The sequence below is a fragment of the Vibrio sp. RC2502 genome (assembly GCF_054850435.1).
Window position 1 is genome coordinate 126,803 of record NZ_CM141453.1, and the last position, 13,862, is coordinate 140,664.

At 47.4% G+C, this 13,862-nt stretch carries 11 protein-coding genes; 7 read left to right on the forward strand and 4 right to left on the reverse strand.

Annotation, left to right across the window (positions count from 1 at the left end):
* Positions 1 to 19: 19 nt before the first annotated feature.
* From ACYJZR_RS00580 to ACYJZR_RS00590, 3 genes are all read left to right on the forward strand, one after another.
* Positions 20 to 964, forward strand: a complete 945-nt coding sequence (locus ACYJZR_RS00580; protein ID WP_005456793.1) for a virulence factor BrkB family protein — start codon at positions 20 to 22, stop codon at positions 962 to 964.
* Positions 936 to 1,370: a D-aminoacyl-tRNA deacylase gene (dtd, locus tag ACYJZR_RS00585; protein WP_005478645.1), complete on the forward strand. Its 435-nt coding sequence runs from the start codon at positions 936 to 938 to the stop codon at positions 1,368 to 1,370. The genes ACYJZR_RS00580 and dtd overlap by 29 nt, the downstream gene beginning before the upstream one ends.
* Before the next feature lie 108 nt (positions 1,371 to 1,478).
* Entirely contained in the window at positions 1,479 to 2,396 is a 918-nt protein-coding gene (locus ACYJZR_RS00590) for a bifunctional GNAT family N-acetyltransferase/hotdog fold thioesterase (protein WP_005456791.1), read from the forward strand.
* Here ACYJZR_RS00590 and ACYJZR_RS00595 read toward each other — a convergent pair.
* The 4 genes from ACYJZR_RS00595 to hslR form a co-directional block, all read right to left on the reverse strand.
* Positions 2,382 to 4,436, reverse strand: a complete 2,055-nt coding sequence (locus ACYJZR_RS00595; protein WP_461715836.1) for an AsmA family protein — start codon at positions 4,434 to 4,436, stop codon at positions 2,382 to 2,384. The two genes, ACYJZR_RS00590 and ACYJZR_RS00595, sit on opposite strands and share 15 nt — an antisense overlap.
* Before the next feature lie 195 nt (positions 4,437 to 4,631).
* Entirely contained in the window at positions 4,632 to 6,260 is a 1,629-nt protein-coding gene (pckA, locus tag ACYJZR_RS00600; protein ID WP_005478630.1) for a phosphoenolpyruvate carboxykinase (ATP), read from the reverse strand.
* A 336-nt stretch (positions 6,261 to 6,596) separates the two neighbouring features.
* On the reverse strand, positions 6,597 to 7,472 hold the full coding sequence (hslO, locus tag ACYJZR_RS00605) for an Hsp33 family molecular chaperone HslO (RefSeq protein ID WP_005465326.1): 876 nt from the start codon (positions 7,470 to 7,472) through the stop codon (positions 6,597 to 6,599).
* 31 nt (positions 7,473 to 7,503) lie between these two features.
* Complete coding sequence (hslR, locus tag ACYJZR_RS00610; RefSeq protein WP_005465328.1) at positions 7,504 to 7,890, reverse strand: ribosome-associated heat shock protein Hsp15; 387 nt, start codon at positions 7,888 to 7,890, stop codon at positions 7,504 to 7,506.
* A gap of 255 nt (positions 7,891 to 8,145) precedes the next feature.
* On the opposite strand from hslR, the gene gspC reads away from it, so the two are divergent.
* Genes gspC through gspF form a run of 4 tightly spaced genes read left to right on the forward strand, consistent with a single transcriptional unit; the run spans position 8,146 to position 13,849 of the window.
* Positions 8,146 to 9,069: a type II secretion system protein GspC gene (gspC, locus tag ACYJZR_RS00615; RefSeq protein ID WP_005465330.1), complete on the forward strand. Its 924-nt coding sequence runs from the start codon at positions 8,146 to 8,148 to the stop codon at positions 9,067 to 9,069.
* 36 nt (positions 9,070 to 9,105) lie between these two features.
* A complete protein-coding gene (gspD, locus tag ACYJZR_RS00620) occupies positions 9,106 to 11,130 on the forward strand; it encodes a type II secretion system secretin GspD (protein WP_005496714.1) in 2,025 nt (674 codons plus the stop codon).
* Positions 11,130 to 12,632, forward strand: a complete 1,503-nt coding sequence (gspE, locus tag ACYJZR_RS00625) for a type II secretion system ATPase GspE (RefSeq protein ID WP_005496716.1) — start codon at positions 11,130 to 11,132, stop codon at positions 12,630 to 12,632. The genes gspD and gspE overlap by 1 nt, the downstream gene beginning before the upstream one ends.
* Positions 12,632 to 13,849: a type II secretion system inner membrane protein GspF gene (gene gspF, locus ACYJZR_RS00630; protein WP_005465194.1), complete on the forward strand. Its 1,218-nt coding sequence runs from the start codon at positions 12,632 to 12,634 to the stop codon at positions 13,847 to 13,849. The genes gspE and gspF overlap by 1 nt, the downstream gene beginning before the upstream one ends.
* The last annotated feature ends 13 nt before the right edge of the window (positions 13,850 to 13,862 follow it).

Below are 13,862 nucleotides of genomic sequence, written 5' to 3' on the forward strand. Positions count from 1 at the left end.
GCTAATTATGGGATGAACTATGAACCAGTTATCAGAGAGTTACAAGGCGAGATTGAGCAATCTACTGCCAAGTTGCGTCGCGTTTTTTAAGTATCTTCTTAAGCGTTTGACGCATGATCGCGTTAATGTAAATGCTGGCTACCTTGCCTATATTACCTTGCTATCCATCGTGCCAATGTTAACGGTACTGTTATCAATATTGTCGAAGTTCCCTGTTTTCGCGAACGTTGGCGAAGTGTTGCAAGGCTACATCATCGAAAACTTTGTACCGGCATCTGGTGAGGCGGTGCACACTGCACTGCAAGAGTTTGTGGCGAACACTGGCAAAATGAGTGCCGTCGGTGGTGGTTTCTTGTTTATTGCTGCGCTGATGCTGATCTCCAACATCGATAAAAATCTAAACTACATCTGGCGAGTCAAAGACAAGCGCCGTTTGGTGTTCTCATTTTCGATGTATTGGATGGTATTAACGCTGGGGCCGATTTTAGTCGGCGCGAGTATTGCAGCAACGTCTTATGTCACGTCGTTACAAATCTTAGAAAATGAAACGCTGTCTGGCGCCTTCAATTTGTTCTTACGCTGGTTGCCGCTCTTGCTGTCATTTTTTGCATTTTTAGGTTTGTACATTCTGGTGCCAAACAAAAAAGTGCATTTAGCGCATGGTGCTGTAGGCGCCGCCGTTGCGGCGATACTGTTTGAATTAAGTAAGAAAGGCTTTGCCCTCTATATCACTCAGTTCCCGTCTTACCAGCTGATTTACGGCGCTTTAGCCGCAATTCCTATCTTGTTTGTCTGGGTTTACTTGTGCTGGATGATCGTCTTGCTGGGGGCAGAAGTCACCGCAGCATTGGGTGAGCAAGAGCACTGGAGTGAAGATCTAGACATGATACACTCGTCGGCTGAATCTCAGTTAGCAAATGAAGGAAGCGAGAGTAGTGATAGCGCTAATTCAACGAGTCAGTGAAGCGGCCGTTCGTGTAGACGGTGAAGTGGTTGGGGAAATCGATACAGGTCTTCTTGTCCTACTTGGTGTTGAGAAGGACGACGATGAAGCCAAAGCAAAACGTTTGATGGAACGTGTGACCACCTACCGAGTCTTTGAAGACGACGAAGGAAAAATGAACCTCAACGTCAAACAAGTGAACGGTAAGGTTTTGGTGGTGTCTCAATTTACATTACCGGCAGATACCAAGAAAGGCACACGTGCAGGCTTTTCTCGTGGTGCGCATCCAGCCGACGCTGAACGTCTGTATGATTACTTTTCTGACTTGTGTGAGCAGGAATTGCCAACCGAGCGTGGTCGCTTTGCGGCCGATATGAAAGTGTCATTAATTAATGACGGCCCAGTGACTTTTTGGCTACAGGTCTAATCTGGCGTGGATACACCCATGGTCTAAGCTATATACCCAAGTGATTTGATTTTACTTGGGTATTTTCTCCCCAAGATTCTTACTGATTTGCACTTTCAAAGGATTGATATGTTCAAACTCATAACTCCAACAACCGAAAATCAGCTTAACAAGTACTATCAATTTCGTTGGCAAATGCTTCGAGAGCCATGGCGCATGCCAGTAGGCTCTGAACGTGATGAATATGACGTGGTGAGCCACCACCGCATGATTGTGGATAGCCGTGGTCGTCCAATGGCGATCGGACGTTTGTACATTACTCCGGATAACGATGGCCAAATCCGCTATATGGCGGTGAAAGGCAATCGTCGCAGCAAAGGCATGGGCTCACTGGTGTTGGTCGCGTTGGAATCGCTTGCGCGCCAAGAAGGTGCGAAACGTTTGGTATGTAATGCTCGTGAAGACGCGATTGCGTTTTATGAAAAAAACGGTTTTGAACGTCGTGGTGAGTTGACCGATGAACGCGGTCCGGTCCGTCACCAACAAATGGTGAAGCCGCTTGATCCGATGGCGAATGTGTTACGTCGCCCAGAATGGTGCACGGAATTGCAGCAGCGCTGGGAAGCGCAGATCCCAATTGCGGACAAAATGGGCATCAAAATCAACCAATACACCGGTTATCAGTTCGAATGCAGTGCCCAGCTCAATCCGAATTTGAACCCGCACAATACCATGTTTGCTGGTTCGGCATTTACGTTGGCAACGCTGACTGGATGGGGAATGACGTGGTTACTGCTCAAAGAGCGCGGTTTGCATGGCGATATTGTTTTGGCAGACAGCTCGATTCGTTATCGTCATCCGGTGGAGCAAAATCCGGTGGCGAGTACCTCGCTTGATGGTATCAGTGGTGATTTGGATCGCTTGGCGTCAGGGCGCAAGGCGCGCATTGTCATCCATGTGGTGATTTACAGCGGCGATACGCCTGCGGTTGATTTCGTTGGCACGTACATGCTATTGCCCAACTATTCGCAGCTACTCAGTTGCTAGTTCTTCTTCGGCTACGACCTCGTTCGTAGCCGGCTCTAACTCTTCTGTTATCTCCTCAACCAGCTCTTCTTCCGGTTGCTCTAGATTCGCCTCTGCAATGCCATGAAAGCTCGATTCCTCCGGCTGAGCATCGTTCGTTGGTACGTTCGGCGTTAAGTGGTCTGGCTGTTGTGGTGAGTCGCAGTCATTACGTGATATTTCACCATCGAGCAGATCGCCTATGACCATGCCGCAGTGATCCTTGAGCTGGAATGTCAAACCGCTGAGTGGGTTGTTGGCCATGTCAAACTCGCCGCCAATCTGACCGGATATGACATTGCCGGAGATGGTTACAGGCTTGAGTGATACAGCGCCCCGCTGCGCGTGCACTCGAATAGGGGAAAACGTGATGCTCTTAAGCGACTTATCGGCTTGTGAACGTAGTGTCGTTTCTCGTAGGTTTGCTTCCACTTGCCCCGTTAAGCTGTACGCCAACATATTGTTGTCACCAGATAGACCTTGCAGGTCGAGGTTGAGGTCAGAAAATCCATCTACCGCGAATGCATCTGGCAGGTATGGGTGGAGCAGTTTGAGTGGAATGCCATCCGCACTCAGATTAAGCGCCCAAGGTTGGCTTGACGTACTTAGATCAAGTTGACCAAAGCCTTCAATGTAGCCTTGTTCTAGCGGGGCAAACAGACGAGAGAGTTGCCACAACCCTTGCTCACTTTGTGTCGAAATCGCAGCATGAGAAGACAGAACTTGGTCGTAGCTCGCATTTACGACACTCGCGTCGAGACTGCCATGCCATACGCCCCAAAAACGGTGTTGGCGCTTTAACTTTAGCGCTTTTCCTTCGACGTTTAAGCCAGAGAGTTGCCAGAATGGTTCGTGCGCTAATTGGATTATCTGACTGCGTTCAATATCAAGTTCTTGGATATCCACTTCTTGTAACGCGCTGGTGGCGGCCTTCCACCAATCCTTGTTGTCATCAGACTGGATAACCCATTTCAATCCTTGAACAGAAGCCGTGTCGAGTTGCCAGTGCGTCGGTTTGAATTGACCAGAAACCTGTACGCGGCCTTGCTGCCAATCTAGGCTCAGTTCTTGGAGCTGGATATTCTCGGGCGTGAAAATGGCGTTCAAGCGTGGCTCTATTGCGGTTTGCTCTTGGAAACGAACACTGTCAGCTTGTAAAGACACTTTGGCAGTGGCATTCCATAGAGACGCAGGCAGTGAGGCATCTTCAATGGACAGTTCAAGGTTTTGCCAGTGCCATTCCCCCCATTCAATATCGGCGTTAAGCAAATCGAGGCTATTGATGTGGTTAATGGTGAACGGCAATTCTTGCCACGGTTTAGAGAGTAAAGATTGTCGCTGTGTATTGGTGATTGCCAACTTATCAATCGTGACATTGACCAAAGACCAGCCTTGCGGATATTGCTCACCTTGCCCTGAGATTTGGCTATTGCGCCATTTAAAAGACGTACCATAGAGGGTGCTGTTTTGGGCTTGATAATCCACATCAACCAGTATTTTTTGTATCGCCTCATCGTGCCAATACATCTGCTCTGCAGAGGCCTGAATAGCGCCGTAAGGCCATAATTGTTGAGCGTTGCTCCAAGTAGGATCTTGGATTTGGATACTCAATCCAGTTACGGAAAAGCGCGGACCCGCGTAATCAATATTTTTCAGCGCAATCTGGTGGAACTGGATCGACTCTAAGTTTGGTCGTGTCGGTATGCCTTTTTTTAGACTCACCCCATCGATCAGCAAGCTATCGATAATCCATTTTCCATCTCGTCGTATGTCAGGGTTCAGCCACACGTCGACTTGTTCAATATAAGGCAGTTGAGCATCTTGGGAGCGAACGTTTTGCAGCGAAAGGTGGTAAGGGAAATCGTAATGAACGCGCTCCGCTTGGATCGGTAAGCCAAGGTAGGGTGAAACCCATTGCCATGTAGAATTGGCGTATGAGGTGGTTAACAGCGCAATAATGGTCGCCGGAAGGACAATCAATACCACCAGTAAGAGAATTAGAATTCGACGCGCTGTTTTCATCCCTGCCAGAACCTGTAAGTGAAGTGTCGGAAAACTGATGAGGTCAGTTATACAAATAACCCAGTTAGGCTTTAGCTTGTATCAATCTGGTGTGGGATTCAATAAAAAGCCCCTCAAAAGAGGGGCTTGAAGAGTATTTTTGTAACTAAGTCACTGTTGTCATCAAATCACAGGTCACTCAGTTTTGCTTCGGTATTAGTCCAGTTGAGGACCAGCCGCAACCAATGCTTTACCTTCCGCGTTGTCTGTGTACTTATCAAAGTTATTGATAAAGCGCTCAGCCAAGTCTTTCGCTTTGCTTTCCCATTGTAGTGGGTCAACGTACGTGTCACGAGGGTCAAGGATGCTTGGATCCACACCTGGTAGTGAAGTAGGTACTTCAAGGTTGAAGATTGGAATGTGCTTAGTTGGCGCATCTTCAATCGAGCCATCTAGGATCGCATCAATGATGCCGCGTGTATCTTGGATAGAGATACGTTTACCTGTGCCGTTCCAGCCGGTGTTCACTAGGTATGCTTCTGCACCTGCGGCTTCCATACGTTTTACCAGTACTTCCGCGTATTTAGTTGGGTGAAGCGTTAGGAACGCTGCGCCAAAACATGCAGAGAATGTTGGTGTTGGCTCAGTAATGCCTCGCTCTGTGCCAGCCAATTTTGCAGTAAAGCCAGATAGGAAGTGGTATTTGGTTTGCTCTGGAGTCAACTTAGACACTGGCGGTAGCACGCCAAATGCGTCTGCCGATAGGAAGATCACTTTGTTTGCGTGACCGCCTTTTGATACTGGCTTAACGATGTTTTCGATGTGGTAGATAGGGTAAGAAACACGTGTGTTTTCTGTCTTAGAACCGTCATCAAAATCGATAGAGCCGTCGCTACGAACCGTTACGTTTTCTAGCAGCGCATCGCGGCGGATCGCGTTGTAGATGTCTGGCTCCGCTTCTTTCGATAGCTTGATGGTTTTCGCGTAACAACCGCCTTCGAAGTTGAAGACACCATCGTCATCCCAGCCGTGCTCATCATCACCAATTAGAGCGCGTTTAGGGTCGGTAGAGAGTGTTGTTTTACCTGTACCAGATAGGCCGAAGAATACTGCTACGTCGCCGTCTTTGCCCATGTTGGCACTACAGTGCATCGATGCGATGTCTTTCAGAGGAAGGAAGTAGTTCATCATCGCGAACATACCTTTCTTCATCTCGCCGCCGTACCACGTACCACCGATCAGTTGTGTACGCTCAGTAAGGTTGAAGACCGTGAAGTTTTCAGAGTTCAGACCTTGCTCTTCCCATTTCGGGTTGGTGCATTTCGCGCCGTTCATTACTACGAAGTCAGGTTCAAACGTTGCAAGTTCTTCTTCGGTAGGACGAATGAACATGTTTTTTACGAAGTGTGCTTGCCATGCTACTTCTGTTATCACACGAATGCTCAAGCGAGTATCTGGGTTAGCACCACAGTAACCGTCAACGACAAATAGGCGTTTGCCAGACAACTGGTTAGTCACCAACTCTTTTAGGTCGTTCCACACTTCCTGAGTGATTGGTTTGTTGTCATTTTTTACGGTGTCAGAAGTCCACCACATGTGTTCTTCTGTCGTCGCATCTTTAACGATGTATTTATCTTTTGGTGAGCGACCAGTAAAGATGCCTGTATCAACAGCAACCGCACCTAATTCAGTAACCACACCGCGTTCGTAACCAGTTAGGTCAGCGCGCGTTTCTTCCTCAAACAGCAATTCGTAGCTTGGGTTGCGAACAACCTCTTTAACGTTATGCAGTCCGTGTTTGGTTAGATCAAGTGTTGCAGCCTTTGTATGTTCCATAACGGTCATAGGTGCTCCTTATAAGGATTTTTGTAGGGATTTTGTAAGAATGTTTTAATTTTTATCTGCTCACCATGCTAGCAACGGGGCGGGGAGAAAACAGGGAGATAGTTCAAAAATTGCCCATGATTTCATTAAGGTTTTAGGTAACCCGTCACATATTGGTGCGAATAGTTTATCGTGCGCGCAATCCTTTGCGCTAGGGCAAAACGATTATTAATTACTTAAAATTAAGCAGTTGTTTTATTACGTGGGAAGCTAGGTGTTACGGGGGGTAGATCACAAAAAGGCCAGCATAGTGCTGGCCTTTTGTGGGTAAATTACGTGCTTGATAAGCTATAAAAATTAATGCAGCGTTTTATTGCCGCCTGAAGCTTGCGTATACAGTTCGGTAACTTCAGTTTCATCGAATGTATATGTTGTGCCACAGTAATCACAGTGTAAAGAAACCGATCCTACTTCAGCCAAAATGTCGTAAATTTCAGCTTTCTCAACGGTAATGATTGCCGCGCCGCTGCGCTCACGTGAACAGCCACAGTGGAACGCTACTGGTTGAGGTTCGTACACGCGTACTTTGTCTTGGTTGTATAGACGGTATAGTAGATCGTTTGCTTCTAGGCCAAACAGTTCTTCGTCTTTTACGGTGTTAGTCAGTTGCTCTAGGTGCTCGAAGTCATCTGGAGAACCAGTGCCATCAGGAATAACCTGAATAAGCATACCCGCCGCGTGCGGTTTACCTTCGAATTCGCCAGTACGGATCCAAAGACGCGTTTTTAGCTGCTCAGAGTTAGCGAAGTAACCTTCTAGCACTTCCGTCAGGTTTTCACCTTCTAGACCAACCACACCTTGGTAGCGCTCGCCTTTTTTCGGCTCGATAGTGATAACTAGGTAACCTTTACCCATCATTTCGTGCAGGCTAGCGTCATCAGCGATGTCACCTTCCCAGCGCGCTACACCACGAACTTGTTGGTTGTGGTCGCCATTGATTACTGCAAGAGAAACAGGGCCGTCACCTTGAAGTTGGATTGTGATTGAGCCTTCGAATTTAAGAGTTGCAGTCAAAAGAGTCGTTGAAACGAGTAGCTCACCCAACAGTTTTTGTACTGCTGCCGGATATTCCTTGCTGGAGATAATACGTTGGTACGCTTCATCCAATTGTACCAACTCGCCACGCACTGAAAGATCTTCGAATAGGTAGCGGTTTAAAACATTATTTGCCATGGAGTGCTTTCCTCGTCGGTAATTCCGGCTTTTATTGGTGTTTGAACTTAATGATGTCTCGGCGCTGCTTTTTATCTGGGCGGCGTTCCGGACTAGGGTTGTGGGCGTTAAGTTTGCGTTGTGTCGCGTGTTCCTCACGTTTCGCTATACTTTCATTAGTTTCGCGATACAGGGTCTGTGCGACAGGGGCGCCTCGTCGTTGATCAGAAATCTTTTCGATAATCACGGTTTTTTCTTCGTTGCCTTGACGAAGTCTGATCTCAGCGCCCAATTCAACGATTTTACTCGGCTTGCTTCGTTGGCCATTATAGTGGACTTTACCACCATCGACCATATTACGAGCGATAGAGCGGGTTTTATAAAATCTTGCGGCCCATAGCCATTTATCTAGCCTAACGGCTTCATTTAGGGAACTCATAGAACACTACGCTATCTAATCACTGCCCGAATGTGGCAATGAGTGCTGGATTATTCACCTACAGATGGAGTCAAGGCGTATTTTTTTCAAGGGAGTTGGCAAAAACTGCATAAGAAAAAGGTATGAAAAGGAAGTTGTGATATAGTTCACTGCTCTTTGTTGAGTAATAATTTTATTGCAAATTTAGCAATTTAGAGTCGATAGTTATATTTTTATAGCCCAATTGACTAACGTTAGAATAAAGGAATCAATTCAGTGAAGCGTTTAGAGCTAAGTGCAGGATTATCAAGCAGACCGCTACTGGCTCAGATCAAGTCCAACCACCACGCAATTCAAGCGAAGCTCAGTTTGCTACTTACTTGCCTATTTATTGCGATAACTGGGTGGATACTCGGTAAAGTGGTGTGGTTAGCAATCCCTCAAACGTCTGATGTGCCAAAATGGAGGCCGTCGGCGGGTAATGTTATTGCCAGCAATAAATCGAATACGATTGATTTCAATGCCCTTCAAAGCGCCAACTTATTTGGCAAATACACCGAACAAAAGCCTGTGGTCGTTGAGCAACCTGTTGTGAAAGACGCCCCAAAAACACGCCTGAATCTTACCCTTGTTGGCGCCGTTGCTAGCAGCAATCCTCAAACCAGCTTAGCGGTGATCGCTAACCGTGGTAAGCAAGCGACCTACGGAATTAGCGAAGAAATTGAAGGTACGCGTGCCACACTAAAAGCGGTGTTGGTCGATCGCGTGATCATCGATAACGAAGGCCGAGATGAAACACTAATGCTGGAAGGCGTTGAGTATAAAAAATTGTCAGAATCGCCGCAGGCTACTCGAGTGCAAGCTGCACAGAAAGAACCTGCGTCAGACGTGAGTGACAAACTAGAGCAAATCCGAGAGGAGATTGCGAAAGATCCACAGAGTGTCTTTAAATACATCACCATTTCTCCAGTGAAAAAAGACGACGCCATTATTGGCTACCGAGTTTCTCCGGGTCGTGATGCGGCGTTATTTAATGATGTGGGTCTAGAACCTGGTGATATTGCGGTGCAACTTAATGGGATCGATTTAAGTGATCCATCTTCTTCAGTACAACTGATGCAAGTGATGAGCGATCCGCAAGAACTGAATTTGACTGTTGAGCGAGATGGTCAGCAGTACGACATCTATATCCAATTGTAATACTTAGGCAACCAGCGTAAGTTCAGGGAGACATACGTGAAACATTGGTTTAGCAAAAGTGCTTGGTTACTGGCAGGGAGTCTACTCTGCGTTCCAGGTGCTATGGCAAATGAATTTAGTGCGAGTTTCAAAGGCACTGACATTCAAGAATTCATCAACATTGTTGGTCGTAACTTAGAAAAGACCATCATCGTTGACCCTTCGGTGCGCGGTAAAATCGACGTTCGCAGCTACGACGTGTTAAACGAAGAGCAATATTACAGCTTCTTCCTTAACGTGTTGGAAGTGTACGGCTATGCAGTCGTAGAAATGGACAACGGCGTACTCAAAGTCATCAAAGCAAAAGACTCTAAGACCTCTGCAATCCCTGTTATGGGTGATGGTAGCGCAAAAGGCGATAGCGTCATCACTCGCGTGGTTGCTGTGCGAAATGTCTCTGTTCGTGAATTGTCACCGCTATTGCGCCAGCTGATTGATAATGCCGGTGCGGGTAATGTGGTTCATTACGATCCAGCTAACATCATCCTGATCACCGGTCGTGCAGCGGTAGTAAACCGTCTAGCAGAAATCATCAAACGCGTTGACCAAGCTGGTGACAAAGAGATCGAGCTAGTAGAGCTTCGCAATGCCTCGGCTGCTGAAATGGTTCGTATCGTAGAAGCCCTGAACAAAACGACCAACCAAAAGAGTACGCCTGAGTTTCTTGAGCCAAAAATCGTCGCGGATGAGCGTACGAACTCGATCCTGATTTCTGGCGATCCGAAAGTACGTGCTCGCCTGAAACGTTTGATTCGTCAACTTGACGTAGAAATGGCAACGAAAGGTAACAACCGAGTGGTTTACCTTAAGTATGCAAAAGCAGAAGACCTAGTTGATGTACTGAAAGGTGTCTCTGACAACCTGCAAGCCGAAAAACAAGCGGGTCAAAAAGGTGCATCCAGTGCACAACGCGGTGAAGTCGTGATTGCGGCTCATGAAGCAACCAACTCACTTGTTCTGACTGCGCCGCCAGATATCATGATGGCTTTGCAAGACGTAATTTCTCAATTAGATATTCGCCGTGCTCAGGTTCTGATTGAAGCCTTGATTGTTGAAATGGCCGAAGGTGATGGTATTAACCTAGGCGTTCAGTGGGGGTCACTAGAAACGGGTGCTGTGATCCAGTACGGCAACACAGGTGCGCCAATCGGCCAAGTCATGGTTGGTTTGGAAGAAGCGAAAGACGTTACCAAAACGGAAAGCTACTGGAATAGTGACACGAACAAGTGGGAAAACCGTCAGTACACTGAAGAAGGTGACTACTCAACACTTGCATCTGCTCTTGGCGGCGTAAATGGTGCCGCAATGAGCATCGTGATGGGTGACTGGACGGCGCTAATTAGTGCGGTTGCTTCGGATTCCAACTCAAACATCCTGTCTTCTCCAAGTATCACTGTGATGGATAACGGCGAAGCCTCATTCATCGTGGGTGAAGAAGTGCCTGTTATTACTGGCTCGACTGCTGGTTCAAACAACGACAACCCATTCCAAACCGTTGATCGTAAAGAAGTTGGTATCAAGCTCAAAGTTGTACCACAGATCAACGAAGGTGATTCTGTTCAGCTAAATATCGAACAAGAAGTCTCTAACGTATTGGGTGCCAATGGTGCCGTTGACGTTCGTTTCGCGAAGCGCCAACTTAACACTTCCGTGATGATCCAAGATGGTCAGATGCTGGTGTTAGGTGGTTTGGTTGATGAACGTGCACTAGAAAGTGAGTCGAAAGTGCCACTGCTTGGTGATATTCCAGTATTGGGTCACTTGTTCAAATCAACCAGCACGCAAACCGAAAAACGTAACTTGATGGTCTTCATTAAGCCGACCATCATCCGTGATGGTATGACCGCAGATGGTATCACTCAGCGCAAATACAACTTTATTCGTGCAGAGCAGCTTTACAAAGCTGACCAAGGCTTGAAATTGATGCCAGATGAGAAGATCCCTGTGATCCCAGCATTTGGCCAAGATCGTAAGCATCCTGCTGAAATTCAAGCGTTTATCGATCAAATGGAAAAGAACTAATGGTAGATATGTTAGACACTGCGCCAAGTATGCGTCGTCTGCCATTCAGTTTTGCCAATCGCTTTAAACTGGTTTTGGAGACTGAGCATCCAGAGCGTCCTCCAATTCTTTACTACGTGGAGCCGCTAAATCCTGCGGCTCTGGTCGAAGTACGTCGTGTGCTTAAGCGCAGCTTCGTGCCTCAAGCTATCGACAAAGAATCCTTCGATAAAAAGCTGACTGAAGCGTATCAACGTGATTCATCAGAAGCTCGTCAATTGATGGAAGATATCGGTGCCGACAGTGACGACTTCTTCTCGTTGGCAGAAGAGCTACCGCATGATGAGGACTTGTTAGAGTCGGAAGACGATGCGCCAATCATCAAATTGATCAATGCCATGTTGGGTGAAGCGATCAAAGAAGGTGCGTCCGATATCCATATCGAAACGTTTGAAAAGACGCTTTCTATCCGCTTCCGTGTCGACGGCGTTCTGCGTGAAGTCTTGACGCCAAGTCGTAAGCTTGCACCGTTGTTGGTGTCGCGTGTGAAGGTTATGGCGAAGCTCGATATTGCTGAAAAGCGTGTGCCTCAAGATGGTCGTATCTCGCTACGTATTGGTGGCCGAGCGGTCGACGTGCGTGTTTCTACCATGCCATCCTCTCACGGTGAACGAGTGGTAATGCGTCTGTTAGATAAAAACGCAACGCGCCTTGACCTGCATAGTTTGGGCATGACTCCTTCGGTACACGACAACTTCCGTCACCTCATTGGTCGCCCACACGGTATCATTTTGGTGACAGGCCCTACGGGCTCTGGTAAATCGACCACTTTGTACGCCGGCTTGCAAGAAATCAACAGCAACGAGCGCAACATTCTGACGGTGGAAGACCCAATCGAATTCGATATCGATGGCATTGGCCAGACCCAAGTTAACCCGAAAGTCGACATGACATTTGCGCGTGGTCTACGTGCGATCTTACGTCAGGACCCGGATGTGGTGATGGTGGGTGAGATCCGTGACTTAGAAACCGCGCAAATTGCGGTGCAAGCGTCTTTGACTGGTCACTTGGTAATGTCGACGCTGCATACCAACACTGCTGTTGGTGCGATCACGCGTCTGCGTGATATGGGTATTGAACCATTTTTGATCTCCTCTTCACTGCTTGGTGTGCTAGCGCAGCGTCTGGTTCGTACGCTCTGTTCTGACTGTAAAGAACCTTACGAAGCGGACAGCGAACAGAAAAAATTGTTTGGCATGGCAGAAAGTGAATCGCTCATTCTACATCGCGCGAAAGGCTGTGAAGCGTGTAACCAAAAAGGTTATCGCGGACGTACCGGCATTCATGAATTAGTGCTTGTCGATGAAACGGTTCAAGAGCTGATTCACCGCGAAGCGGGTGAGCAAGAAGTGGAAAAAGCCGTTCGTAATCATACGCCAAGTATTCGTAGTGATGGTCTAAGCAAAGTACGTCGTGGTATTACGTCACTTGAAGAAGTGATGCGAGTGACGAAGGAAGCGTAATGGCAGCATTTGAATACAAAGCGCTGGATGCAAAAGGCAAACAAAAAAAAGGCACGATTGAAGGGGATAATGCTCGTCAAGTGCGCCAACGACTGAAAGAACAAGGGATGATCCCTGTTGAGGTCGTGGAAGCCAAAGCAAAGGCGGCTAAGTCTTCAGGCTCTGTGGGTTTCAAACGTGGTATCAAAACGGCTGAACTGGCTCTGATCACGCGTCAACTATCCACACTTGTTCAATCAGGTATGCCTCTTGAAGAGTGTCTTCGAGCAGTTTCTGAACAAGCAGAAAAGCCACGAATTCGCACCATGATCGCTGCAGTTCGCTCCAAAGTCACCGAAGGTTACCCATTGGCAGATAGCCTAGGTGATTATCCACACGTATTTGACGAACTGTTTCGCTCTATGGTCGCCGCAGGTGAAAAATCTGGACACCTTGATACGGTTTTAGAGCGCTTGGCGGAGTACGTCGAAAACCGTCAGAAAATGCGTTCTAAGCTGTTGCAAGCGATGATCTACCCTGTCGTGTTAGTGGTGTTTGCGGTGGCGATTGTCTCGTTCTTGTTGGCGACCGTGGTACCCAAAATCATCGAACCGATCATTCAAATGGGGCAAGAGCTGCCACAGTCGACGCAATTTTTGCTGGCGGCTAGTGAGTTCGTCCAAGAGTGGGGGCTGATTATCTTTGCTGTGCTAGTAGTTTGTTTTTATGGCTTAAAACTGGCGTTGCAAAAACCAGATTTTCGCTTGTCTTGGGACAGAAAAATCATCAGCTTGCCGCTCGTCGGTAAGATTTCTAAAGGTCTCAATACCGCTCGTTTTGCTCGTACCTTGTCGATTTGTACTTCAAGTGCGATCCCAATTCTTGAAGGGATGCGAGTGGCGGTTGATGTGATGTCGAACCGTTACGTAAAGCAGCAAGTGTTGATTGCTGCAGACAACGTCCGTGAAGGGGCAAGCTTGCGTAAAGCTCTGGATCAAACCCGTCTATTCCCACCGATGATGCTGCATATGATCGCTAGTGGTGAGCAGAGTGGTGAGTTAGAAAGCATGCTGACGCGTGCGGCAGACAACCAAGACCAAAACTTTGAATCTACGGTCAATATTGCGTTGGGAGTGTTCACTCCTGCCTTGATCGCATTAATGGCTGGATTGGTGTTATTCATTGTCATGGCGACCTTGATGCCGATGCTAGAAATGAATAACTTGATGAGCGGATAATATTCGAATTAAG